General features: G+C 65.3%; 20 protein-coding genes. 8 read left to right on the top strand and 12 right to left on the bottom strand.

Annotation, left to right across the window (positions count from 1 at the left end; all coding sequences use genetic code 11):
• Nucleotides 1-125 precede the first annotated feature (125 nt).
• Nucleotides 126-1,067: an NAD(P)H-binding protein gene (locus HL666_RS08050; RefSeq protein WP_172134230.1), complete on the top strand. Its 942-nt coding sequence runs from the start codon at nt 126-128 to the stop codon at nt 1,065-1,067.
• A gap of 1,141 nt (nt 1,068-2,208) precedes the next feature.
• Here the strand turns inward: HL666_RS08050 and HL666_RS08045 are convergent.
• Nucleotides 2,209-3,429 (bottom strand): cytochrome P450, encoded by a 1,221-nt coding sequence (locus HL666_RS08045; RefSeq protein WP_172134152.1) that lies wholly within the window; start codon nt 3,427-3,429, stop codon nt 2,209-2,211.
• Between the two features lie 270 nt (nt 3,430-3,699).
• On the opposite strand from HL666_RS08045, the gene HL666_RS08040 reads away from it, so the two are divergent.
• The 3 genes from HL666_RS08040 to HL666_RS08030 all read left to right on the top strand — a co-directional run bounded on the left by HL666_RS08040 (nt 3,700) and on the right by HL666_RS08030 (nt 8,761).
• On the top strand, nt 3,700-4,386 hold the full coding sequence (locus HL666_RS08040) for a TetR/AcrR family transcriptional regulator (RefSeq protein WP_172134231.1): 687 nt from the start codon (nt 3,700-3,702) through the stop codon (nt 4,384-4,386).
• 1 nt (nt 4,387) lies between these two features.
• A complete protein-coding gene (locus tag HL666_RS08035) occupies nt 4,388-5,578 on the top strand; it encodes an efflux RND transporter periplasmic adaptor subunit (RefSeq protein WP_172111960.1) in 1,191 nt (396 codons plus the stop codon).
• 84 nt (nt 5,579-5,662) lie between these two features.
• Complete coding sequence (locus tag HL666_RS08030; protein ID WP_172134154.1) at nt 5,663-8,761, top strand: MexW/MexI family multidrug efflux RND transporter permease subunit; 3,099 nt, start codon at nt 5,663-5,665, stop codon at nt 8,759-8,761.
• Between the two features lie 231 nt (nt 8,762-8,992).
• Here the strand turns inward: HL666_RS08030 and HL666_RS08025 are convergent, their stop codons facing one another.
• The 10 genes from HL666_RS08025 to HL666_RS07980 all read right to left on the bottom strand — a co-directional run bounded on the left by HL666_RS08025 (nt 8,993) and on the right by HL666_RS07980 (nt 20,989).
• On the bottom strand, nt 8,993-9,883 hold the full coding sequence (locus HL666_RS08025; protein WP_172180760.1) for an ABC transporter permease: 891 nt from the start codon (nt 9,881-9,883) through the stop codon (nt 8,993-8,995).
• A 1-nt stretch (nt 9,884) separates the two neighbouring features.
• Nucleotides 9,885-10,826, bottom strand: coding sequence for an ABC transporter permease (locus tag HL666_RS08020; protein ID WP_172111963.1), 942 nt, complete (start codon nt 10,824-10,826; stop codon nt 9,885-9,887).
• Nucleotides 10,827-11,049: 223 nt separating this feature from the next.
• Nucleotides 11,050-12,522, bottom strand: a complete 1,473-nt coding sequence (locus HL666_RS08015; protein ID WP_172180759.1) for an ABC transporter substrate-binding protein — start codon at nt 12,520-12,522, stop codon at nt 11,050-11,052.
• A 127-nt stretch (nt 12,523-12,649) separates the two neighbouring features.
• Nucleotides 12,650-13,360 (bottom strand): DUF1028 domain-containing protein, encoded by a 711-nt coding sequence (locus tag HL666_RS08010; RefSeq protein WP_172180757.1) that lies wholly within the window; start codon nt 13,358-13,360, stop codon nt 12,650-12,652.
• 9 nt (nt 13,361-13,369) lie between these two features.
• Nucleotides 13,370-15,172: a gamma-glutamyltransferase family protein gene (locus HL666_RS08005; RefSeq protein ID WP_172180755.1), complete on the bottom strand. Its 1,803-nt coding sequence runs from the start codon at nt 15,170-15,172 to the stop codon at nt 13,370-13,372.
• Between the two features lie 139 nt (nt 15,173-15,311).
• Nucleotides 15,312-16,319, bottom strand: a complete 1,008-nt coding sequence (locus HL666_RS08000) for an ABC transporter ATP-binding protein (protein WP_172111967.1) — start codon at nt 16,317-16,319, stop codon at nt 15,312-15,314.
• Nucleotides 16,316-17,299, bottom strand: coding sequence for an ABC transporter ATP-binding protein (locus tag HL666_RS07995; RefSeq protein WP_172111968.1), 984 nt, complete (start codon nt 17,297-17,299; stop codon nt 16,316-16,318). Before HL666_RS07995 ends, HL666_RS08000 begins: the two co-directional genes overlap by 4 nt.
• Nucleotides 17,300-17,330: 31 nt before the next feature.
• A complete protein-coding gene (locus HL666_RS07990; RefSeq protein ID WP_172134158.1) occupies nt 17,331-18,299 on the bottom strand; it encodes an ABC transporter permease in 969 nt (322 codons plus the stop codon).
• A 2-nt stretch (nt 18,300-18,301) separates the two neighbouring features.
• Nucleotides 18,302-19,282, bottom strand: a complete 981-nt coding sequence (locus HL666_RS07985) for an ABC transporter permease (protein ID WP_172111970.1) — start codon at nt 19,280-19,282, stop codon at nt 18,302-18,304.
• 108 nt (nt 19,283-19,390) lie between these two features.
• Nucleotides 19,391-20,989 (bottom strand): ABC transporter substrate-binding protein, encoded by a 1,599-nt coding sequence (locus HL666_RS07980; protein ID WP_172111971.1) that lies wholly within the window; start codon nt 20,987-20,989, stop codon nt 19,391-19,393.
• 541 nt (nt 20,990-21,530) lie between these two features.
• On the opposite strand from HL666_RS07980, the gene HL666_RS07975 reads away from it, so the two are divergent.
• Together HL666_RS07975 and HL666_RS07970 are read left to right on the top strand one after the other, a co-directional pair.
• Nucleotides 21,531-21,791 (top strand): DUF6489 family protein, encoded by a 261-nt coding sequence (locus tag HL666_RS07975; RefSeq protein ID WP_172111972.1) that lies wholly within the window; start codon nt 21,531-21,533, stop codon nt 21,789-21,791.
• Between the two features lie 134 nt (nt 21,792-21,925).
• A complete protein-coding gene (locus HL666_RS07970; protein ID WP_172180753.1) occupies nt 21,926-22,930 on the top strand; it encodes an alpha/beta fold hydrolase in 1,005 nt (334 codons plus the stop codon).
• Nucleotides 22,931-23,064: 134 nt separating this feature from the next.
• Here the strand turns inward: HL666_RS07970 and HL666_RS07965 are convergent, their stop codons facing one another.
• Nucleotides 23,065-23,985, bottom strand: coding sequence for an alpha/beta fold hydrolase (locus tag HL666_RS07965; protein ID WP_172180751.1), 921 nt, complete (start codon nt 23,983-23,985; stop codon nt 23,065-23,067).
• A gap of 146 nt (nt 23,986-24,131) precedes the next feature.
• On the opposite strand from HL666_RS07965, the gene HL666_RS07960 reads away from it, so the two are divergent.
• Both HL666_RS07960 and HL666_RS07955 read left to right on the top strand, forming a co-directional pair.
• Nucleotides 24,132-24,938 (top strand): hypothetical protein, encoded by an 807-nt coding sequence (locus tag HL666_RS07960; RefSeq protein ID WP_172180750.1) that lies wholly within the window; start codon nt 24,132-24,134, stop codon nt 24,936-24,938.
• A 148-nt stretch (nt 24,939-25,086) separates the two neighbouring features.
• The gene (locus HL666_RS07955; protein WP_172134161.1) at nt 25,087-25,563 is read left to right on the top strand and encodes a phasin; all 477 of its coding nucleotides are present in this window, start codon (nt 25,087-25,089) and stop codon (nt 25,561-25,563) included.
• Nucleotides 25,564-25,618: the final 55 nt, after the last annotated feature.

Here is a 25,618-nt window from a genome sequence, read left to right as displayed (position 1 = left end):
GTCCCGCCAGCAGCATCCCCGGCTCGCGGCATGTGATATAGATCGGCGCAGTTCTCGAAGCGCAGTTGCCGCTGATGATTTCGCCAACCCGTTCCGCCGCCGTGTTCCATCCGCGCCGTGTCTTCATGCTCGGCGCGACGGGGACGATCGGCCGCGCCACGGTGCGCGCCATTCTCGCGCGCGGGCACGACGCGGTCTGCTTCGTCCGCTCGCGCAGCGACGCCATGACGATCCCGGGCGCGACCGTCAGGACCGGCGATGTCACCGATCCCGTCTCGGTCGCGCGCGATGGTTTTCGCGGCGAGCAATTCGGCGCCGTCGTGTCCTGCATGGCGTCGCGGACCGGAGTTCCCCGGGACGCCCAAGCGATCGACTATCATGCTCATGTGAACGTGCTGGACGCGGCACGTCAGGCCGGCGTCACGCATTTCGTGCTGTTGTCGGCGATCTGCGTGCAGAAGCCGCTGCTGGCGTTCCAGAAGGCCAAGCTGGCGTTCGAAGCGAGGCTGATGGCGGCAGGCCTGACCTATTCGATCGTCCGCCCCACCGCGTTCTTCAAGTCGCTGTCGGGGCAGGTCGCGCGTGTCAAACAGGGCCGGCCCTATCTCGTGTTCGGCGACGGCCGCCTGACTGCGTGCAAGCCGGTCAGTGACGCCGATCTCGGCGACTATCTCGCCGGCTGTCTCGATGATGAGAGCCGCTGGAACAAGGTTCTGCCGATCGGCGGCCCCGGGCCCGCCATCACCCCGATCGAACAGGCCGAGCATCTGTTCGCGCTGCTCGGACGCAAGCCGCACATCCGGCGCGTTCCGGTGGCGCTCCTCGACGTCATCATCGGCGGGCTCGATGTCGCCAGGCGCATCGTTCCGTCGCTCGCCGACAAGGCGGAACTCGCCCGCATCGGCCGCTACTACGCGACCGAGTCGATGCTGGTGCTCGACCCCGCCACCGGCCGCTACGACGCGGATGCGACGCCGTCGACAGGCTCGGAGACGCTGTTCGACTACTACGCCAAGCTGATCCGCGGCGATGCCGAGGCGGAGCGCGGCGACCATGCGGTGTTTTGATGTCATCGGCGCTATGTTGAGCACGATCCTCTCCGTCGTCATGGCCGGGCTTGACCCGGCCATCCATCCATCTTCGCGAGGAGGATGGATGCCCGGGTCAAGCCCGGGCATGACGAGTCACTTAACAACTCGTCTCTGTGCGGCTTCATCAAGTGCATCGTCATTGCGAGGAGCCAATGGGTCCGCGCAACGCGCGGCCCGATGACAGGCTCCGCGACGAAGCAATCCAGAGTCGCGGGCGCGGTCCTGGATTGCTTCGCGTCGCTCGCAATGACGGTGAGATGAACATGCGGTCACTATCTCGCGGCGCGCTTTCGCGTCCGAGCTTTGCTCTTGGTCCTGCCCTCTTCGAGAAGAGGGCACGGGGAATGCCGGGCGCTGGCCGCACCCATGGCCCGCCTGCGGAAAAAAATGCAGGCGGCAGGTACCACAGGTTCAGCCGAGAACACCCGGCATTCCCCGCGCGATGGTTTTGACGGCTGCTTCGCGTTCTCCCCGGTGCTCCGGGCTTTCTGGCCACCGTATCGCGACAATGCGCTTGCGCGCATTGCACTGGACACCAGCGTCGGGGTGTCAGGACCACGCGACTTGACCGTGCGCATCGCTGCCGTTCGTCCGGGTGGAAACCCACGCCGCAGCACCGACACGCCCACCGCATCCCGCCTCGACGTTCGTGACGACCGCGAAGCGCCCCTCATGTGAGACGGGATCGGGATATACAATCATAATTTCTGGAAAAAAGAAAGTAATTTTTTGCAGCTGGACGGACTGGAAGGGTGATGTCCTTGAGCTGGTTCCTGAACAATCTGTTTTGGCGCACGTCGAATGGCCCAACACGGCGGTGCAGGTGAGGGATCGTGTTCTGCAATTCGCCGCAGCGAAGTTCTTAGAGAGTTCGTCATTCCGGGGCATTCGCGCGCAAAATGGCGTAGCCATTTTGGAACAGCGCGAATGAGCCCGGAATCCATAGCCACGGAGCGATGTCGTCAGGCGAGCTGGCAACTCCGTGCATGCCTCACACGGCATCCTGTGGTTATGGATTCCGGGCTCGCGCTGCGCGCGCCCCGGAATGACGCCGATCCGAATGGCTGGCGATATCGGCTCGGGACCGAGCGCATTCGGGGAGCTACTGCGATCTTCCTTACCCCTCAACGACACACGGCACGCTCGCAAACCCCCGAAACCGCACTCGCCCGCCACGCACCGGCTCGCCCGCGAGCTGATAGTTCGGAAACCGGCTGACAAACCGCGCGATCGCCACCGCGCCTTCCAGCCGTGCCAACGCCATCCCCGCGCATTGGTGCGCGCCGGTGGCGAAGGCGAGGTGGCGGTTGGCGGGGCGGGTGATGTCGAAGCGCTCGGGATCGTCGAACTGGGCGGGGTCGCGATTGGCGGCGCCGATGCACAGGGTGATGGACGTGCCTGCTTCCAGGCCAACGCCGCCGAGTTCGACCGGCTCGGTCGTCATGCGGTTGCCGAGCTGGTTGGAGCTTTCATAGCGCAGGATCTCCTCGACGGCGGTGCGGATCAAAACGGGGGTCTCGATCAGCTTCCTGCGCTCGGCCGGATGCTGGCACAGCAGCACCAGGCCGTTGCCGATCAGATTGGTCGTGGTCTCGTGTCCTGCATTGAGCAGGAAGATGCAGTTGTGCAGCAGCTCCTTCGCGCTCAGCCGCTCGCCATCGGCCTCGCCCTGGATCAGCCGCGTCAGCACGTCGCGCTCGGGATTGCCGGGAGCCGCGCGCCGGCGGGCCACCAGGGTTTCCAGATAGGCCAGCATGTCGCCGACGGCCTGGTTGCCGCGGGCAAACTGCTCCGGCGTCAACACCGGCTCCAGGGCGCCGAGGATGGCGAGCGACCAGTCGCGCAAGGGTCCGCGTTCCTCATGCGGCACGCCGAGCAGATTGCCGATCACCTCGATGGGGATCGCCGCAGCGAAATCATCGATCAGCTCGAAGTGATCCTTCGCGGCGATCCGGTCCAGCAGCCCGTCGACCAGCGTGATCAGCGCCGGCTCCATCTCGGCGATGGCGCGCGGCGACAGCGCACCCATGATCAGGCGGCGCACGCGCGTATGCGCCGGCGGATCGTTGAAGACGAGGCTCGTGGTGTGGTGCTCGTACAGCAGTGAGTCGCCGTATTTCGGCGCGAACTCGCGCGTCTTGTCCGACGAGAACGTCTTCGTCACCTTGTAGGCGGTGACGAGGTCGTCATAACGGGTGAGAAAGTAGGAGCCGCTGCGCATCCGCTTGACCGGGGCATGCTGGCGCAGCGCGCGATAGGTCGGGTAGGGGTCGGCGTAGAACTCCGGCGTCAGGCTCTCGAGGTCGAAGCTGGCGGCGAGCGCCGTGTCGTCGGTCATCCCTGGTCCTCCCGGCCGATTCTGGTTTGTTGCTGCGACCGTCGCACGGCCGGGCGCGGAAGAAAATCCGCCGGGCGGTGTGAGCCCGCATCTCCACCACCGGGGCGTGCCGCAGATCCGCCTTGTTGTAGAGGTATAGAATTGCCTTCGGCGCTGTCGTTTTCTCTCCTGCAATTTCAGGGACTTGACCGCCGAACCCTGCTGCGACGCGGCATATTTCTTGACATCAATCAAGTGAGTATTTACTCACGGGCGATGTCCAGTTTGCGCATGACAAGCGATCTCCGAAGGCAGCTGATCCTCGGTGCAGCCAAGCGCTGCTTCGCGCGTCATGGCTATGCGGGCACCACCACCAAGAGCGTCGCGGCCGCGGCGGCCATCTCGGAAGCGTTGCTGTTCAAGCATTTCCCGTCGAAGGCCGCGCTCTATGCCGAGATCCTCACCGAGCAATGCGAGGCCGATCCGGATTTCGAGCTGCTGCTCGGACAGGAACCTTCCACCGCCACACTGGTCAGGATGATGGCCGGGATGGTCCGGCATTTTCTCAGCATCGCTGACGGCCCCAACGACGAGGAAGAGCAGCGGTTGCGGCTGATGGCGTCGAGCCATCTCGACGATGGCGAGTTTGCGCGGCTGCTCTATGTGAAGATCGATGATCTGATCGGCGCCAAATTCGTTAACTCCCTGGAAAGCGCCGTCGCGGCTGGTGATGCCTTGCAATCGGCGGCGGCGCCCCGCGACCTGTTCTGGTTTGCGCATCACACCGTATTGATGGCGGCCTTGACCCGGCTTCCCTCGATCCCGTGTCTGGCTTATGGAACCGCTGAAAGCCTGGAGCGCCAGCTCAGCCAGTTTATCCTGCGCGGCATCGGACTGACCGACGCAGCGATCGCGTGCTATCTCGACCACGAATTGTCGCAACCTCCGGCCCGGCCGGCGACGGCAGAAAGTGCATGACATGAACATTGCGACGGAACCCAAGCTTTCTGGAAAGCCGCTCGACGACAAGCCGCGCAAGCGCACCCGCCCGGTGCTGTGGTTCATCGTCGTGGGCAGCCTGCTCGCGGCGCTGGTGGGCGGCTTCGTGTGGTTCAACATGTTCCGCGACAAGATGATCGCGCAGTTCTTCGCCAACATGAAGCCGCCGCCGATCAACGTCACGATCGCGACCGCGGGCTCGGAGACCGTGCCGAACCTGCTGACGGCGGTCGGCGATCTCGCCGCCGTGCACCAGGTCAACGTCACCTCGGACGTCAGCGGCCGCATCACCGAGATCATGTTCACCCCGGGTACCACCGTGAAGCAGGGTGCGCCGCTGGTGCAGCTCTATGATGCGCCGGACCAGGGCGATCTCGCCAACTACAAGGCTCAGGTGACCGTGGCGCAACTCTCGCTCGACCGCGCCAAGCAGCTGGCGTCGCGCCAGTTCGGGCCGCAGGCGACCGTCGACCAGGCCCAGGCCGCCTACGACCAGGCGCAGGCCGGCGTCGCCAAGACCGAGGCGCTGATCGCGCAGAAGCTGGTGCGCGCGCCGTTCGACGGCGATCTCGGCGTCCGCAAGGTCGAGGTCGGCCAGTATTTGTCGGCCGGCACGCAGATCGTGTCGCTGACCGACCTGTCGCAGCTGTGGGTCAACTTCACCGTGACCGAGAAGGATAGTGGCCAGCTCAAGGTCGGCCAGACCGTCCGCATCGGCGTCGATGCCTATCCGGGCCGGACCTTCGAAGGCAAGATCACGACAATCGAGCCGCAGATCGCGACCGACACCCGCAACATTCGCGTGCAGGCGACGATCGCCAATCCCGAGCGCATCCTGAAGCCGGGCATGTTCGCCACCGCCACCGTGGTGCTGCCGGACAAGCCGCCGGTGCTGACGGTGCCGGAGACCGCCGTCGACTACACGCTCTATGGCGACTCGGTGTTCGTGATCAACGAGAAGAAGACCGACGACGGCAAGACCGCGCTGACGGCCGACCGGATCTACGTGCAGACCGGCGATCGCATCAATGGCCGCGCGGTGATCCTGAAAGGCCTGAAGGAGGGCGACCGTGTCGTCGCCGTCGGCCAGCTCAAGATCCAGTCCGGCGCTGCGGTTGCGATCTCCACCGATCCGCCGCCTCCGGTGCCGGCGAAGCCGCCGCGCTACTGAGCGAGCCTCCGAGCCAATGCCGGGCCGCCGCCACGAGGCGGCCGGTTCGCACCTCACCCGCCTCCTGCTGACGAGATTGCCGCGATGCGTTTCACCGATATCTTCATCAAGCGCCCGGTGCTGTCGGTCGTCGTCAGCCTGCTCATCCTGCTGCTCGGCCTGCGCGCCGCGTTCGAGCTGCCGATCCGGCAATATCCGAAGCTGTCGAACACGGTCGTCAACGTCACGACCGTCTATCCCGGCGCCTCCGCGGACCTGATCCAGGGCTTCATCACCACGCCGCTGGAGCAGGCGGTCGCCTCCGCCGAGGGCGTCGACTACATCACCTCGTCCTCGGTGCAGGGCACCAGCACCATCCAGGTCTTCATCAAGCTCAATTTCGATCCGAACCAGGCGCTCACCGAGGTGCTCGCCAAGGTCAACTCGGTCCGTTACCTCATCCCGAAGGAATCCAACGATCCGATCGTCACCAAGACGACGGGCCAGACGACGTCGGTGATGTATCTCGGCTTCTCCAGCGAGGAGCTGTCGGGCTCGGCGATCTCGGACTATCTCACGCGCGTCGTGCAGCCGGTGCTGTCGACCGTCGACGGCGTCGCCGCGGCGAACATCCTCGGCGGCCAGACCTTCGCGATGCGGATCTGGCTGAATCCCGAGAAAATGGCCGGCCGCAACGTGTCGCCGACCGACGTGGCGCAGGCGATCGCCGCCAACAACTTCCAGTCCGCGGCCGGACAGGCCAAGGGCTATTTCATCGTCTCCAACGTGACGACCAATACCGGCCTGACCGACGTCAACCAGTTCAAGCGGATGATCGTCAAGGCCAAGGACGGCGGCTTCGTCCGCATGGAGGACGTCGCCACCGTCGAGCTCGCGGCGCAGAGCACGGATGCCAGCGTCGCCTTCAGCGGCGAGCGCGCGATCTTCATCGGCGTCGACGCGACGCCGCAGGGCAACCCGCTCAACATCGTCAAGGGCGTGCGCGCGCTGTTTCCCGATCTCGAGCGCAACCTGCCGCCGTCGATGAAGATGAAGGTGGCCTACGACTCCACCAAGTTCATCCAGTCGTCGATCGACGAGGTCGAGCATACGCTCGGCGAAGCGGTGCTGATCGTCATCGTCGTCATCTTCCTGTTCCTGGCGTCGCTGCGCTCGGTCATCATTCCGGTGGTGACGATCCCGCTGTCGCTGATCGGCGTCTGCACGATGATGCTGGCGCTCGGCTTCAGCATCAATCTGCTGACGCTGCTGGCCATGGTGCTGGCGATCGGCCTCGTCGTCGACGACGCCATCGTGGTGGTGGAGAACATCCACCGCCATCTGGAGGAGGGCAAGGCGCCGGTCCAGGCGGCGCTGCAGGGCGCGCGCGAGATCGTCGGCCCGGTCATCTCGATGACGATCACGCTCGCCGCCGTGTACGCGCCGATCGGTTTCCTCGGCGGCCTCACCGGCTCGCTGTTCCGCGAATTCGCCTTCACGCTTGCGGGCTCGGTCATCGTGTCCGGCGTCATCGCGCTGACGCTGTCGCCGATGATGTGCTCGGTGCTGCTGAAGAGCGCCGATGAGGGCCGCTTCGCGCGCCTCGTCAACCGCGTGTTCGGTTCGATGACGAACTGGTACGGCCGCCAGCTCGACCGCTCGCTCGACTACCGGCCGGTGACCGCGCTGTTCGCGCTGACGATCCTCGGCCTGGTCGGCTTCCTCTACATGCACACCGCCAAAGAGCTGGCGCCGGAGGAGGATCAGGGCATCGTGTTCTCGATCACCAAGGCGCCGAAATACGCCAACATCGACTATATCAACTTCTACACCGACAAGCTCGACAAGGCGTTCGCGAAGTTCCCCGAGACCGACTTGCGCTTCGTGCTGAACGGCATCAACGGTCCGCAGGGTGGCTTTGCCGGCATGCTGCTCAAGCCGTGGGACGAGCGCACGCGCTCCTCGATCAAGCTGAAGCCGCTGGTGCAGGCGGAGCTGTCAAAGATCGAGGGCATCAACGCCTTCGCCTTCAACCTGCCGGCGTTGCCGGGCGGCCCCGGCGGCCTGCCGGTGCAGATGGTGATCAGCTCGACCAGCGGCTTCCAGGCCGTCTATGAGCAGATGGCCAAGCTGAAGGACTCCGCGCGCAAGAGCGGCATGTTCATCGTCTCCGACAGCGACCTCGAATTCAACCAGCCGGTGGTCAAGGTCTGGATCAACCGCAGCAAGGCGAGCGATCTCGGCATCACCATGCAGTCGATCGGCAATACGCTCGCGGTGCTGCTCGGCGGCAACTACATCAACCGCTTCAACCTCGAGGGCCGCTCCTATCAGGTAATCCCGCAGGTACCGCGCGACAAGCGGCTGTCGCCGGAAGCGCTCTCGGGCTACTATGTCGCGTCCGCCACCGGCCAGCAGGTGCCGCTGTCGACCGTGGTCAACATCGAGACCGCCACCGACCCGAACTCGCTGACGCATTTCAACCAGCTCAACTCGGCGACCTTCTCGGCGGTGCCGATGCCGGGCGTCACGGTCGGCCAGGCGGTCGACTTCCTGGAGAAGCAGGCCAAGAACCTGCCGTCGGGATTCAGCCACGATTATCTCGCCGATGCGCGCCAATACGTCCAGGAAGGCAATCAGCTCGCCATCACCTTCGGCTTCGCGCTGATCATCATCTTCCTGGTGCTGGCCGCGCAGTTCGAGAGCCTGCGTGACCCGCTGGTCATCATGATCAGCGTGCCCATGGCGATCGTCGGCGCGCTGATCCCGCTGTTCTTCGGTCTGGCGACGATGAACATCTACACCCAGGTCGGCCTCCTGACCCTGGTCGGCCTGATCACCAAGCACGGCATCCTGATGGTGGAGTTCGCCAACGAGCTGCAGCTGAACGAAGGGATGGATCGCCGCAGGGCGATCGAGACCTCGGCGCGCATCCGCCTGCGGCCGATCCTGATGACGACGGCGGCGATGGTGACCGGCCTGATCCCGCTGCTGACCGCCTCGGGCGCCGGCGCCGCCAGCCGCTTCTCGATCGGCCTCGTCGTCGTCGCCGGCATGTCGATCGGCACGCTGTTCACGCTGTTCGTGCTGCCGGCGGTCTACACCGTCATCGCCACCAACCACCAGGCCGCCGCGAAATCGCAGCGCGCCAAGGAGATCGCCCAGTTCGACGCCGAGACGGACCACGCACTCAAGGCGACGTGACGACCTCTGTGTTTTGAACATCAACGGCGGCTGCTTTCGCAGCCGCCGCTTTGTTTTGACGGGTCTCTCAACGTCCCCAATGTCGTCCCGGCGAACGCCGGGACCCATAACCACCGGCGGTCGTTATTGCGCGAGAGGTTCACTCCGCGCCTGCCTCAAACAGCGGCCGGTGGTTATGGGTCCCGGCTCGGAGGCCGGGACGACGGCGGAGGGTGAAGCGCCGGCGTTGCCTTACTCTTCCTGCTGCGGATCCAGCGCGTCGCGCAGGCCGTCGCCCAGCAGGTTGAGCGAGAGCACGACCAGGAAGATCGCGAGCCCCGGCCAGATCGCCATCCAGGGGGCATTGGTGAGGAAGCGCTGGGCGGCATTGAGCATGCTGCCCCAGGACGGCGCCGGCGGCTGCTGGCCGAGCCCCAGGAACGACAGCGCGGCCTCGGCGATGATGGCGGCGGCGACCGACAAGGTCGCCTGCACCAAGAGCGCCGGCATGATGTTCGGCAGGATGTGCCGGACCGCGATCTGCAGGTCGGTATCGCCGACGCTGCGCGCGGCCTCGACATATTCCTCGACCTTGACGCTCAGCACCTCGCCGCGGGTCAACCGCACGAAGATCGGCGTTGCCGAGATGCCGATCGCGATCATCGCGTTGCCGAGGCTCGGTCCGAGGAATGCGGCGAGCGCGATCGCCAGGATCAGGAACGGGCAGGCCAGCATCGCGTCGGTGATGCGGCTGATCAGGGCGTCGATGACGCCGCCGCGATAGCCCGCGATCATGCCGATGGGCACGCCGATCGACAGCGCGATCACGACCGAGATCGCGCCGGCCAGCAGCGAGGCGCGCGCGCCGTAGATGACGCGGGCGAGCACATCGCGGCCGAGATCGTCGGTACCGAACCAATGTGCCGCCGACGGAGCTTTGCGGACAAAAGCCCAGCTCGTTTTGATGGGATCGTAGGGCGCCACGAGAGGCGCGAGCACGGCGAGCAGGATGAAGGCCGTGATCAGGCCGAGCCCGACCATGGCGCCCCGCCGCTTCACCAGGCTGCGCCAGGCACGCTGGATCGGCCGCTCGAGCGGGGCAAGAGTGCGGATGCCTGGTGATGACAGCGTGGTCTCGGCCATGTCAGCTTCTCAGGCGCGGATTGACGAGGACATAAGCGAGATCGGCGATCAGGTTGAGCATGATGTAGACGGTGGCGGTGACCAGCACGACGCCCTGCACGACGGCGTAGTCGCGGTTGAACACGGCGTCGACGATCAGCTTGCCGAAGCCCGGGATGGAGAAGATCTGCTCGGTCAACACGGCACCTGATAACAGCGTGCCGAGCTCCAGCGCGCCGAGCGTGATCACCGGCGTCAGGGCGTTGCGCAGCGCGTGGCGCAGGATGACCTGGCGCTCGGAAATGCCCTTGGCGCGCGCGGTGCGAATATAGTCGCTACTCAGCACCTGCAGCATGGCGCTTCGGGTGTGGCGCATCAGGATCGCGGCGATGGCGTTGCCGAGCACGAAAGCCGGCATGATGGTGGCGGCAAGGCTGGCGCGCCAGTCCTCCGCCAGCGAGACATAGCCCGAGGCGGGCAGCCAGCCGAGCTGGATCGAGAACACGAAGATCAGCATGATGCCGAGCCAGAAGTTCGGCGTCGAGATGCCCCACAGTGCGAACAGGTTGGCGGCGTAGTCCCAGCCCGTGCCGCGCTTCACGGCGGAGACGATGCCGGCGGGAATGCCGATCAGGAACGCGATCACGATGGCCATCGAGGCGAGCTGCAAGGTCACCGGCAGCTTCTGCACGATGAGATCGCGTACGGGCATCTTGATGCGCAAGGACTCGCCGAAATCGCCGGACAGCACGCCCTTGATCCAGTAGCCGTACTGGATGGGCAGCGGCTGGTCGAGGCGATACTGCTTGCGGATCTGCTCGATCACGGCGGGATCGCGCTCCTCGCCGGCCATGACGAGGGCAGGGTCACCGGGCAAGAGTTGCTGCAGCGAGAAGATGAGGATCGAGACGAAGATCAAGGTCGGGATGATCTGGGACAGGCGGCGGGCGAGGAAGGTCAGCATGGTCAGGACCTCGCGCGCCAAGGAGCATGCTCACGACGAGCAATCGGTCGCGCCCCCAGCGTTCCCTCCCCCCTTGTGGGGGAGGGACAGGGAGGGGGGTACCCCACGGGAGATCGGAGTGTGTGGCACCCCTCTCCCCACCCCTCCCCCACAAGGGGGGAGGGAGCGCAGCGTGGGCGGGGCGCCGGCATCGCGTCCCAATAGGCAGAGGCCAACCGACCGCTCACTTCAGCTTCAGCCCGATCAGACGCACCAGGCCGTCCGGCATCTGCTTGTAGCCCTCGAGCTTCTTGGTGTGCGCGATCAGGATGCGGCGGTGGTAGAGATAGAGGATCGGCTCCTCCTCGATCTCGAGCTTGGCGAGCTTCTCGTACAGCGCCTTGCGCTGCGCCATGTCGGTGACGAGGCGGGCGTCGTCGAGCGCCTTGTCGGCCTCCGCATTCTCCCAGACGCTGTAGTTCTGCGGCGCGTTCTTCTTCATGAAGACGTAGGAGTTGCCGTCCGGATCGATGCGGCCGCTCCACGATAGCATGTAGGCCTGATAGTCGCCGGCCTCGGCCTGCTTCAGCGAGGTCGCGAACTCGGTCACGCGGATCTTCATGTCGAAGCCGGCCTCGGCGGCCATCGACTGCACCACCTGGGCGACCGCTTCGGTCTCGGCGCCCTTCGGTACCATGAAATCGACCGCGACCGGCGGCGTGACGCCGGCTTCCTTCAGCAACGCCTTGGCCTTCTCGACGTCGCGCGCGCGCATCGGGAACGCTTTCTGATAGTAGGGATGCGAGGGATTGACCCACTGGTTGCCCGGCATGAACTCGCCGTTGAAGACCACCTGATTGAGCGCCTCGCGGTCGATCGACAGATCCAGCGCTTGGCGCACCTTGGCCGATTGGCTGAGCGGGCCCTTGGCCTTGTCCTTGCCGATGTTGAGCGTGATGCCCTGATAACCGAGCTCGATCGCCGTCGACAGCGCGAGCTTGGAGTCGGCGCGCACGTCCTTGATGTCGGTGGCGAGCACGCGCTCGATCAGATCGAGCCCGCCGGACTTCAGGTTTGCCAGCCGCACCGTGGCGTCGACGATCGGCTGATAGACGATCTTGTCGATGAAGACGTTGTCCTTGTTCCAGTAGTCGGCGAACTTCTCGAATACGATGCGGTCCTGCTGGACGCGCTCGACGAATTTGTAGGGACCGGCGCAGACCGGACGCAGGCCGAACTTGTCGCCGGCCTCCTTGGCGGCTTTCGGCGACACCATCATGCCCGCGCGGTCGGTGAGCTGCGCAATCAGCGGCGAGAATGGCGCCTTCAGGACGAGCTTGATGGTCAAGGGATCGACGACGTCGACGTGATCGACCGAGGCGAGCTCCGGCTTGCGGAACGAGCCGGGGAAGGTCAGGTGACGGTCGATCGAGAACTTCGCGGCCTCGGCGTCGAACGGTTCGCCGTCGTGGAACTTCACGCCCGGCCGCAGCTTGATCGTGACCTCCTTGCCGTCCGCCGAGGTCTCGTGCGACAGCGCCAGTTGCGGCACGATGTTGAGCTTGTCGTCGATGTCGAACAGCTTGTCGCAGGTCGCGGCGAACACGATGCGGCCGACATAGGTGCGGGCCATGGTGGGATCGAGAACATCGGGATCCTCGGCGAGCCCGATGCGCAACGTGGTCTGTGCCTGCGCGAGTGTCCCGCAAGAGGTCATGAGAACAGCCGCGAGAGCGGCCAAGCACCAGTTCTTCCTCAGCATCCGAAGTCCCCTCGTAAATGCAGCAGCCTGCGTCGTTGCACTATCCATACCAACCCCGGTCAGATGCAGTCCTTCCGGCCGCTCATGTTGGGGACTTGAGCGCCGCCGCGAGGCCGTCATCAATGACGGCGCGGTCGGTGATCCCAGCCGGATTGTCGCGTGTCGGCATGAACTGCCGGAATACCGCCCAATGCCTGCGGCTCACGCTCTCCAGCCGTTCGAGCTCGGCCAGCGGATCGGCATGGTCGTCGACGCGCAGGTCGAGCTCGGACCATTCGTCCTTTCCATGGATCAGCAGTGCAGCCGACTGCTTGCCCCGCTTGTCGCCGCCGGCGGCCTCGCCGGCCCTCATCGCCGCGATCAGGCGCTGCGCGAAGGGCAGGGCGCTGTTGGCGAGGAAGGCGTTGGCAGTCTCGTTCAGCACCTGCGGGCCGGCCAGCATGTTGCCGGCGATCGAAAACCCCTGGCCTTCGAGATGGCCGCACCAGTCGATGCAGTCGCGGCCGGTATGCGCCGCGATCTGGCCGTTGAGATCGAGGATGTGAACCTGCCGGCTTTCGCGGCCGGGATCGGCTGCTGTGAGGAGCTGCACGATCTCGCGCGGGTGGCGGCCATCGCGCAGCAGCGTCGCGCCGTCGATGCCGTAGTAGGGATTGACCAGCGCCTGCGTGGCGATGCCGCCGCGACCGGCGACGATGAACGGCACGCGTGCGCCGACGGCGAAGAAACGCGTGGCGACAGCGATGCCGATCCGGCCGGTGGTATCGTCCTTGGCAATGATCGACCATGTCATCGTCGGCCCTCAGCGTCCCGCGGCGTAGCCCTGCATGCCCCGGGGATTGGCGGCGGCACGGCGGCGGCGGCCGACGCGCGAAGCTGCCGTGAGGCGGCCCTCCGACCAGTCGGGGCCAACCTCGACGACATGGCCGCGGCGGCGCAGCTCTTCGACGGTCGCCTTGGGCACGCGGTTCTCGACCACGAGCACGCCGGGGCGTGCGGTGCGCGGCCAGAACGAGATCGGGAAGTGCTCGGAGTGCCAGGCGGGGGCGTCGATCGACTCCTGCAGGTTCATGCCGGCATGGACGTGGCGCAGGAAGAATTGCGTGTTCCACTGGTCCTGCTGATCGCCGCCGGGCGAGCCCCATGCGACGTAAGGTTCGCCGTCGCGCAGCGCCATCGTCGGCGACAGTGTGGTGCGCGGCCGCTTGCCCGGCACCAGCGCCGCCGGATGATTCTCTTCGAGCCAGAACATCTGCGCGCGAGTCCCTAGGCAAAAGCCGAGCTCGGGAATCACGGGCGAGGATTGCAGCCAGCCGCCCGAGGGCGTGGCCGAGATCATGTTGCCGTGGGTGTCGATGATGTCGAAATGCACGGTGTCGCCACGCACTTCGCCGAAGCGGCCCACGGTCGGCTCGCCCGAGCCCATCGCGCCGACGGCCTCGCGGTCGCCTTTCGCCTCGCGCAGCTTCACCTCGGCGCCGTAGCCGTCGAGCGTGCCGGGGCGCAGTTCCAGCGAGGCCTTGTCCGAGATCAGCTTGCGGCGCTCGTTGTTATAAGCGTCCGACAGCAGCGTCTCGATCGGGATGTCGGCGAAGTTCGGATCACCGTAGAACGCTTCGCGATCGGCGAAAGCGAGCTTCGCGGCTTCGATCTGCCAATGGATGAAGTCGGGGCCGGTCGGATCGAGGCCGTCGAGCGCAAAGCCCTTGAGCAAAGCGAGCTGCTGCAGCAGCACCGGGCCCTGGCTCCAGACGCCGGCCTTGCACACGGTGTAGCGGCCGTAGTCGTAGGTGAGCGGTGCCTCGATGGTCGGCTGCCAGCGCGCCATGTCGTCGGCGGTCAGCACGCCCTTGTGGCGCGATCCGGAGACGTCCATCACCTCCTGTGTCCGGCAGAAGCGGTCGATCGCCTCGGCGACGAAGCCCTGCGACCAGGCTTTTCGCGCACGCTCGATCTGTGCGTCACGATTCGCCCCGGCGCTTTCGCCTTCGCTCAGGATGCGGGCGTAGGTCTCTGCCAGCTTTGGGTTGGTGAACAGCGTGCCCGGCCGCGGCACCTCGCCATTCGGCAGATAGAGCGCGGCCGAGGTCGGCCAATGGGTCTTGAACAGCTGTTCGACGGTCTGGATCGTGGCCGAGACGCGCTCGACCAGTGGATAGCCGTCGCGGGCGTAGGAAATCGCCGGCTCCAGCACGTCGCGCAGCCGCATCGTGCCGTAGTCCCGCAACAACAGCATCCAGGACTCGAAGGTGCCGGGGACGCAAGCCGCGAGCAGTCCGGTGCCGGGCACCATGTCGAGGCCTTCGCGCTTGTAGTGCGCGATGGTCGCGCCTGCCGGCGCAGGGCCCTGGCCGCAGATCACCTCGGTGCGTCCGCGCTTCACGTCATGCAGGATGATCGGCACGTCGCCGCCGGGGCCGTTGAGATGCGGCTCGACCACCTGCAGGGTGAAGGCGGCTGCGACGCCGGCATCGAAGGCATTGCCGCCGCGCTCCAGCATCGCCATGCCGACAGCGGTCGCGAGCCAGTGCGTCGAGGTGACGACGCCGAAGGTGCCGTCGATCTCGGGGCGGGTCGTGAAGGGATCGGGATTGATGAAGCTCATGGCGCCCTTTGATCTGTGCAGTTAGTCGCCGTCATTGCGAGCGATAGCGAAGCAATCCAGGGCCCAGGATGACGCCCCTGGATTGCTTCGTCGCTTCGCTCCTCGCAATGACGACCCATTTGAGTTCCGTCGTGTCGCTTCACGCCACCGATGCCGTCGGAACGGCCGTTGCGGCCGGCTGGTTCACTGCGTGGCACGCGACGCCGCCGATTAGTTCCGGTGACTGTTGCCGGCACAGATCGAACGCCAGCGGACAGCGCGGGTTGAAGGTGCAGCCCGACGGCGGATTGATCGGGTTGGGGATCTCGCCCTTCACCGGAATGCGCTGGCGGCCGGACATCGACAGGTCCGGCACCGCGCCGAGCAGCATCTTGGTGTAGGGCATGCGCGGATCGTTGAAGAGCTGACGCCCTTCCGCAATCTCGACGATGCGGCCGAGATACATCACGCCGATGCGGCTCGCCATGTGGCGGACGACCGCGAGATTGTGGCTGATGAACAGATAGGTCAGACCGAACTTGTCCTGCAGGTCGCGCATCAGGTTGAGGATCTGCGCCTGCACGGACACGTCGAGAGCCGAGGTCGGCTCGTCGCAGACGATGAAGTCGGCCTCCGAGGCGAGTGCGCGCGCGATCGCGATGCGCTGGCGCTGGCCGCCGGAAAATTCGTGAGGGAATTTCTGGCCGTCATCCGGATGCAGGCCGACCAGCGTCAGGAGCTCGCCGACGCGGTCCTTGATCTGGCGCTCGCCCTCGATCACGTTGAAGGCGCGGATCGGCTCGGCAATGATGGACTCGACGCGGAAGCGCGGATTGAGGCTGGCATAGGGATCCTGGAACACCATCTGAATGCGCCGGCGCAGCTTGCGCCGCGCCTGCGCCTGACGTGCTTCGCTCATCGACACGCCGTCGATGATGACCTCGCCGGAGGTCGGCGCCAGCAGTCCGACCACCATGCGCGCGACCGTCGTCTTGCCGGAGCCGGACTCGCCGACCAGCGCGAAGGTCTCGCCCTTCCGGATGCCGAAGCTGACGCCGTCGACCGCCTTCAGGAATTCCTGAGGCTGGCGTTCGATCACGCGGTTGAGCCAGGGTTTCGAGACGTCGAACACCCGGCGGAGATCCTTGACCTCGACGAAATCGCTCATGCCGCGGTCTCCGTCGCGCGATCATACAGATGGCAGGCGACCGCCTGCGTGCCCTGGCGCAGCGGCTCCGGCCGGTCGATGCGGCAGCGGTCGAAGACGGCGCTGCAGCGCGGATTGAACGAGCAGCCCGGTGGGATCGCCGACAGCCGCGGCATCGAGCCGGGGATCTGCACCAGCCGCTTGTCCTCGCCCGCGAGCGTCGGGATCGCGCCCATCAGGCCCTTGGCGTAGGGATGCAGCGGGTTCTTGATCACCTCCTGAACCGGGCCGATCTCGGCAACGCGGCCGGCATACATCACCGCGACACGGTCGCAGGTCTCGGCGATCACGCCCATGTCGTGGGTTACCAGCATCACGGCGGTGCCATGGTCGCGGCCGAGCCGCTTGATCAGCGAGATGATCTGCGCCTGCACGGAGACGTCGAGCGCGGTGGTCGGCTCGTCGGCGATGATCAGCTCGGGCTCGGCGCACAGCGCGAGCGCGATCACGACGCGCTGGCGCATGCCGCCGGAGAATTCGTGCGGATAGCCGTCGATGCGCTTCTCGGGTGCCGATATGCCGACCTCGGCGAGCAGGTCGATGGCGCGCTTGCGCGCCTGTTGGTCGGTGAGGTTGGTATGGGTCTTGATGGTCTCGATGATCTGGTCGCCGACGCGATACAGCGGATTGAGCGAGGTCAGCGGATCCTGGAAGATCATGCCGATGCGCTTGCCGCGCACCTTGCGCATCTCCTCCGGCGGGAGGTTGTCGATGCGAAGGCCAGACAGCAGGATCTCGCCGCCGGAAATGCGGCCGGGGCGGTCGATCAGGCCGATCACGGCAAGGCCCGTGACCGACTTGCCGGCGCCGGATTCGCCGACCACGCCGAGCACCTCGCCCTTGGCGATGTCGTAGGAGACGCCGTCGATCGCGCGCAAGGTGCCGCGCCTTGTCTCGAACTCGACCTGCAGGTTGCGCACGGACAGAACGGGGGCGGTCATGAGGTTGAGACCTTCATACGCAGGAGCAGGATCATCGCAGTTTCGGGTTGAGCGCGTCGCGCAGCCAGTCGCCAAGCAGGTTGATCGCGAGGATCAGCCCGGCCAGTGCGATGCCGGGGAAGGCGACGATCCACCATTCGCCGGCGAACAGATAGTTGTTGCCGATGCGGATCAGGGTTCCGAGCGACGGCATCGTCTCCGGCATGCCTGAACCGAGGAACGACAAGGTGGCCTCGGTGATGATGGCGAGCGCCAAGTTGATGGTGGCGATGACCAGCACCGGACCGGTCGTGTTGGGCAGCACGTGGCGCAGCATGATCACGGGCGCGGGCAGGCCGATCAGTTGGGCGGCGGCGACGTAGTCCTTGTTCTTCTCGACCATCACGGAGCTGCGAACCGTGCGGGCGTATTGCACCCAGAACGACAGGCCAATGGCCAGCACCAGAACGATCAGCATGCTCAGCCAGTCCAGGCGATTGCCGGAGACCGACTTGGCGATGCCGTTGACCAAAAGCGCGATCAGGATCGGCGGGAAGGTGAGCTGGACGTCGGCGATGCGCATGATCACGGTATCGACGCGGCCGCCGAAATAGCCGGCGATCAGGCCGAGCGCGATGCCGAGGGCACCGGAGAACAGCACGCCGAGGATGCCGACGATCAGCGAGATGCGCAGGCCGTAGAGGATCGCGGAGAGCACGTCGCGGCCCTGCTCGTCGGTGCCGAGCAGGAACGGGCTCTGGCCGTCGGCGGTCCACAGCGGCGAGATCCGCGAGTTCAGGAGCTGCAACTGCGCCGGATCGAACGGGTTCTGCGGCGACAGCAGCGGCGCGAAGATCGCGAGCAGGAAGAACAGCAGCGTGATGACGGCCGCGACCACCGTGAGCCTCGACCGGCGGAACGAATAGAACAGGTCGCTGGCCAGCGCGCGCTTGAGCCAGCCATCGGGGGCTGCGCGTGGCGCATCGACGGGAGCGGGGTGGGGCAGGGCTGCGTCGCTCATGATCAGGCCGGACGGCTGATGGTCGCGCGCAGGCGCGGATCGACCACGGTGTAGAGGATATCAACCACGAGATTGATGGTGACGAAGATCAGCGACACCATAATCAGATAGGCCGCCATGATCGGGATGTCGACGTTCTGCACCGCCTGCACGAACAGGAGGCCCATGCCCGGCCATTGGAACACCTGCTCGGTGATGATGGAGAAGGCGATGACCGAGCCGAACTGCAGGCCGACCACGGTGATGACCGGCACCAGGGTGTTGCGCAGGGCGTGGCCGAAATGGATCGCGCGGGTGGTCAGCCCGCGGGCGCGGGCGAACCGGATGTAGTCGGTGCGCAGCACCTCGAGCATCTCGGCGCGGACGAGCCGCATGATCAGCGTCATCTGGAACAGGCCGAGCGTGATCGAGGGCATGATCAGCGCCTTCCAGCCGGAGAGCGTCAGCAGGCCGGTCGACCACCAGCCGAGTTTCACGACGTCGCCACGGCCGAACGACGGGAGCCAGCCGAGCGTCACCGAGAACAGATAGATCAGGAGGATGCCGATCAGGAAGGTCGGCAAGGAGATGCCGATCAGCGACACCATCTGGAACAGTTTCGCCATCAAGGAGTCGCGGCGCAGCGCCGAGAACACGCCCATGATGATGCCGAAGAACAGCGCGAGGATCGTGGCGCAGACCGCGAGCTCCAGCGTCGCGGGCATGCGTTCCTTGAGGAGATCCGACACGGGCTGGCGGAACTGGTAGGAGACGCCGAACTTGAACTGCGCGGCATCGAACAGATAGCGCCCGAACTGGACGATGAAGGGATCGTCGAGACCGAGGGACTGGCGGATCTGGGCGCGTTCCGCAGACGATGCGTCGATCGCCACGAGCTGGCTGACCGGGTCGCCGGCGAAGCGGAACATGGCGAACGCGATGATCCCGACGGCGATCATGACGCCGATGGCCTGAATTGCTCGGCGAAGCGTGAAGGCGAGCATCTGGTCCTTTCAGTCCCTCTCGATCGCGCGGCGGGTAGCACCTGCCGCGGAAAATGAAAAGTCCCGAAAAGCAGTTCTGCTTTCCGGGACTCCTGGTCGTCTGCCGAACTACTCGGTCTTGTTGGCCCAGAACATCAGCACGGCGTTGTCGGCGCGCAGCGGGATCTTGACCTTCTTCGACACGCCCCAGGCCACGGCCTGCTGGTGCAGCGGAATGTAGCCGTAATCCTTGATGCCGATCTCGAACGCCTGCTTGATCAGCTGATTGCGCTTGGCGGTGTCGGTCTCGACCAGCACCTTGTCGGTCAGCGCATCGAACTCCTTGTTGCAGTAGTTGCCGAGATTGGCTTCACCGCGGGTCGGGTCCTTGGGGTCCTCGCGGCAGCCCATGATGTCGTGCATCACGTTGTGCGCGTCCATCGAGGAGGGGGTCCAGCCGAGCAGGAAGAACGAGGTGTTGTAGCCGCCGGGCTTCAGCACCTTGGCGAAGTATTGCGCCTTCGGCTGCGCGTTCAGGTTCACCTTGACGCCGATGCGGGCGAGCATGCCGACGACGGCCTGGCAGATCGCGGCGTCGTTGACGTAGCGATCGTTCGGGCAGTCCATGCCGACCTCGAAGCCGTCGGGATAGCCGGCCTCGGTCAAGAGCTTCTTGGCGGCGTCCGGATCATATTTCGGCCGGGTGAAGTCCTTCGACAGTGCATAGAGCTGGGGCGCGATCATCAACGCCGACGGCGTCGACAGACCACGCATGACGCGGGTCTTGATCAGCTCGACGTCGATGGCCTTGTAGAACGCCTCGCGGACGCGGATGTCCTTGAACGGATTCTTGCCCTTCACGTTCGAGTACAGCAGCTCGTCGCGGGTCTCATCCATGCCGAGGAAGATGGTGCGCAGCTCGGGCCCCTTGAGCACCTGCGCGTTCGGGCTGGAATCGACGCGGCCGATGTCCTGCACCGGAACCGGCTCGATGATGTCGACCTCGCCGGACAACAGCGCAGCGACGCGCGTCGCGTCGGACGAGATGGTCGTGAACACGATCTCCTTGAGGTTATGCTCCGGCTTGCCCCACCAGTTCGGATTGACCTTGAACACGGTCTTCACGCCCGGCTGATGGCTCTCGATCATGAAGGGACCGGTGCCGTTCTCGTGCAGCGAGGCGAAGCTCGGCGTGGTTGCCGAGACCGGCGTCGGCGCGATCGAGTTGTTGTCCTCGCACCACTTCTTGCTCATGATGAACCACGTATCCCACTGCGAAATCAGGATGGGATTGGGCGCATCGAGCTTCACGTCGACGGTGTAGTCGTCGACCTTGATGAATTTCGCGTCGGGTGGAACGTTCGACAGGAAGTTCGAGCCGGTGGCGCGGACGCGTTCGGCGGAGAAGATCACGTCGTCGGCGGTGAAGGGTTCGCCATTGTGGAACTTGACGCCCTTGCGCAGATGGAAGCGCCAGCGAGTCGGCTCGGGCGTCTCCCAGCTTTCAGCCAGCGCGGGGATGATCTTGAGGTCCTTGTCGCGGGCGGTCAGTCCTTCATAGATGTGGGCATGGTGCGCAATCGTGGTCGATTCCTTGAAGGTGTAGGGATCGAGCGACTTCAGGGTGCCCTGGTTGGCGTAGCGCAGGGTCTGGGCCGAGGCCGGCAGCCCGGCAAGGCCGACGAATGCGACGGCCGCCGCGATGAGCAGGGATTTGCGTCCCGACATATGTTCAAATTCTCCGCGTTTGACGCTTGTTTTCTCGGCAGGCGCGATTTGATCCGGCCGGCCTTGCTTCGAAGTTCGTGATGTCAGAGGCGCCTCTTGCACGAACTTCAAGAAGCAACAGGACGCCGAGCGATGTGCTTGCAAGTTTGATGCCGCGCCGGAATGACTGATCCCGAAGCCTTGGCCGTTCGAAGGCTTCGGCTTGGCGGTGCGCTGGAGGACCCGCGGCACGTCGATCTGACGATGTTGCCAGAGTTCGACGGCGGCACACAAGTGCAGTTTGTTTAAGCCTAAACGATATGGTTAGTCCCCGAGCCCTGGATGTGCAGCGCACGCGGCAGTCGACCGTCGCATTCGGCCGTCCCGGGCCGGAATTGCCCATGTCCCGGGAATTGCGCACCTGCAGCAACGCGCCGCTTGCTAGAGAGGGCGGCAAGCGGTGATACTGTGCCGCTATCCGCCGAGAGTCCCGGAAGGTGTCCCATCTGAGCGGCATCCTGCTGGAGGCGGCGGGGAATGGTTCGAACAGCGCGGAGCGGACATGAAAGTCAACATCGAGATCGATTGCACACCGCTCGAGGCGCGGCAGTTTTTCGGACTTCCCGACGTCGGCCCGATGCAGGCCGCGGTGATGGACCGGCTTCAGCATCAGATGACCAGCAATATCGACAAGCTGACCCCTGAAGCGATCATGCAGAGCTGGTTCACCTTCGATCCCCGCCTGGCCGAGCGCTTCCAGGACCTGATGCTGACCATGACCGGCCTGGGCGGCAGCCGCTCGAGCGACAAGAAATCGGCCTGATCACGGCCGATCGATTTCGCTGCGCGGAACCAACAGAGCAGCGAGACGCCTGCACGTCCGGCCTGGAGCCTGCTCCAGACCGAGGCCCCGCGACCGGCCAGCAAAGGCCGGCGCAGCAGCTTCAGGGAGGACGCATGACCGATCCGGCTGGGATGCCGCCGCTGCAGTTTGCGATGACCAACGGCATTCGCATGGGGTACTACGAGGCCGGTCCCGCAACCGACCGGCCGCCCATGATCCTCTGCCACGGCTGGCCGGAACTGGCCTTCTCGTGGCGGCATCAGATGAAGGCGCTTGCGGAGGCCGGCATCCGCGTCATCGCGCCGGACCAGCGCGGCTACGGGGCCAGCGACCGGCCGGAGCCGGTCGAGGCCTATGATCTCGAGCATCTCACCGGCGACCTCGTCGGCCTGCTGGATCACCTCAGAATCGACAAGGCGATCTTCGTCGGCCATGACTGGGGCGGGTTCGTCGTCTGGCAGATGCCGCTGCGTCATCTCGATCGTGTCGCCGGCGTGGTCGGCATCAACACGCCGCATCTGCCGCGTGCGCCTGCCGATCCGATCGCCATCATGCGCAAGCGCTTCGGCGACACGATGTACATCGTGCAGTTCCAGGACCCCGCGCGTGAGCCCGATCGCATCTTCGGATCGCGGGTGGAGCAGACCTTCGACGCCTTCATGCGCAAGCCGCTGCCGCGCAACGATGCGCCGTCGACCGAGCCGCCGGCCGGTGGGATCGCGGCGTCGCCCTCGCTCAACCTGGCGTTCCCGCAGATGATCGTGGCCTATGACGCCGCCAAGGATGCTCGGCAGCGGATCCTGTCGGATGCGGAGAAGCAGGTGTTCGTCGACACCTTCGCGCGCACCGGTTTCACCGGCGGCATCAACTGGTATCGCAACATGACCCGCAACTGGCAGCGCTCGGAGGGGCTCGACCATACCGTGCGTGTGCCGTCGCTGATGATCATGGCGGAGAACGATGCCGTGCTGCCGCCCTCGGCCGCCGACGGCATGGAGAAGCTGGTTCCCGACCTGGAGAAATACCTCGTTCGGGACAGCGGCCATTGGACGCAGCAGGAGCAGCCGGCGGAGGTCAGCGCGAAGCTGATCGAATGGCGGCGGCGGAGGTTCGGGTAGGGCGCGCGGCGCTTTCGGTCCAGTGGGCTGGAGCCACAACGCATCGCAACCACGAAGGCGGTGGTTATGGATCCCGGCGTTCGCCGGGATGACAGCTCGTTGCCGAGCGGCGGCAATGGATCTCAGCTGCCGTTTTACGCCGCCTGCGCATTCGCGCCATGCGCGTGCTCCGCGATCGCGTCGATGATCACAGGCCAGGTCGGGGTCGGGATGGCATGGCCCATGTTGTCGAGCATCAGCAGCCTGGCGTTCGGGATCGACTCGGCGGTGTCGGTCCCCGCCGCGTGATGCACCAGCGGATCGACCTTGCCGTGGATCACGAGCGTAGGCGCCGTGACGCTGTGCAGCCGCGGCTTGCGGCTGCCGGAGGCGAGGATCGCGCGCAACTGGCGGCCGACGCCGGCGGGGCTGGGGCCGCGGGCGAAACAGCGCTCGGCCAGCGCCACGTCGCGCGCCTCGTCCTCCGGGAATGAGCCGGCACGCAGCACCTTCCAGGTCCTGAGGAAGCGCCTGATGTACTCGTCCTTCGTCTTGGGCGGCGGCGCCATCAGCAGCATCGCGACCTCGCGGGTCGGCGGCGGAAGCCGCGGGTTGCCGGTGGTCGACATGATCGAGGTCAGCGAGCGCACGCGATGCGGGAAGCTGATCGCGATCTCCTGGGCGATCATGCCGCCCATGGAGGCGCCGACCAGATGCGCCGACTTGATGTCGAGCGCGTCCATCAACCCGACCGTGTCCTTGGCCATGTCGAGCAGCTTGTAGGGCGCGGCGACCGGGATGTTGAAGAAGCGCAGCTTGAGCAGTTCGAACGGGGTAAGACGGCGTCCGCCATGCAGCTTGCTGGATTGGCCGACGTCGCGGTTGTCGAAGCGGATCACGCGCAAGCCGCGGTTTGCGAGCTGCTCGCAGAATTCGTCGTACCAGATGACCATCTGGCCGCCCAAGCCCATGATCAGCAGCAGCGGAGGCGCCGCGGGATCACCGAACGTCTCGTAGCAGATGTCGATACCGTTGGCGCGCGCGATCTGCGGCGGCTGATGAGCGGTGGCTGACACGTGATCCCTCTCTCGAGCCCGAGGAACCCTCTATGGCACGGTTCTGTTGCCTGAGAGAAGCAGACTGCAAGGTCTGCCGCAATGCAGCGAAGGCGTGCTATGACAGGTTGTGTTTGAGTCTCGCATGGGTCTGAAGGAGCGTGCCGATGGTGAACAAATCCGGTGATCCGATCGCATTCTGGCAGCAGATGGTCAGTGAGATGCAGAAGAACTTCAGCGCGCTTACGCGGCTCCGCCCGATGGGCGTGACCTCCCGTCCATCCCCCGACGATCCCGCAACTGCTTCTGGAAACGGACACAAGCCCATGGCCGATCTGATGGAAAACTACTTCGCCGGCATGAACGTGCCGAGCCGTGGTCAGCTCACCGCCCTGAACGAGCGGCTCGGTTGCATCGAAGGCGAACTTGCGGAGACGCAGACGCTGCTGAAGCAGCTGCTGGCCTCTACGCAGGTCTCGCAGCCGATGCCGCAGGCCTCCGCCGATCTCGCCTCGCAGTTGAACGAGATCAAGGGCTTGCTGGACGGCCTTGTCGTCGGTTCCAAACTGCCGCCGCCTGTGCCCGTCGACTTCAGGCCGGATCTCAATCAGATCAAGACCTTGCTCGATGAGCTTGTGGCCGCGTCCAAGCGTCCGCAACCGGAGCCGAAGCCGGCGCCGGATCTCACGCCGCAACTGAGCGAGATCAAGGCACTGCTCGAGCAGATTCTCAAAGCGTCGCAGACGCCGGATCCCGCGCCGGCGACAGCGATCGAGGCACAGCTCAGCGAAATCAGAGAGATGCTCGATTCGCTGGGCAAGTCGTCCCAGCCCGTCCAGGCCGAGCCCCAGACTGTCCAGGCCGCTACCCCGGCTGTTGAGCCGCACAGGCATGGAAAATCCCGGAACAAAAAACATGGTGGCGGGGCTCAAGGCAGTCCTCGGCAGGCCAACGACGTGCCCTCGGGCGGTTGAGGTTCCATTCGATTTCACCGCATCCTCCCGCAATGGTGCATTGCACAATTATATTGCGATGCACCATGATTGCTGGTATAGGTGAGTTACTCCGGTTTCTCAGGAACGGAGAAGCGAGCCCATAGCTCAGACGAGGATGGAGACGACCATGACCACCGAGACCAACAATGTGTTCGACACCGTCAAGGATGCCTTTGCGCCGATGACGGACGCGCTCAAGAACCTGCAGACGATGGAAGTGCCGGACTCCGCGCGGGAGTTCGTCAAGAAGACCGCGTCCACCGCCAAGGAGCGCGCTGCGGAGGCCCTCGCCGGCTCCGAGAAGGTGACCTCGGCGATCGAGACCGCCGTGTTCGACGGCGTGACCGAGGCTGGCAAGATCAGCCGCAACATCCAGCAGGCGCTGTATCAGGACACCGAGGCGTTCTTCGATGGCCTGGACAAGCTCGCGTCCGCCAAGTCGATCAGCGAAGCCGTTGCGATCCAGGGCGAACTGGCCCGTGCCCGCGGCGAGGCCCTGGTGGCCCGTGCGAAGTCGACCAGCGAGTATGTCGGCAAGCTCGTCACCGAGGGGGCCAAGGTCGCCCAGGAAAACATGGCCAAGGCCTACAACAAGACCGCCTGATCGCGTCAACAGCATCAGTCGATCGATCTTCAAGGCCCGCGTCACGCGGGCCTTT

It is taken from the genome of Bradyrhizobium aeschynomenes, from assembly GCF_013178945.1.
Classification (GTDB): domain Bacteria; phylum Pseudomonadota; class Alphaproteobacteria; order Rhizobiales; family Xanthobacteraceae; genus Bradyrhizobium; species Bradyrhizobium aeschynomenes.
Note: the sequence above shows the minus strand (reverse complement) of the source record. Positions and strands in the feature narration are given on the sequence as shown.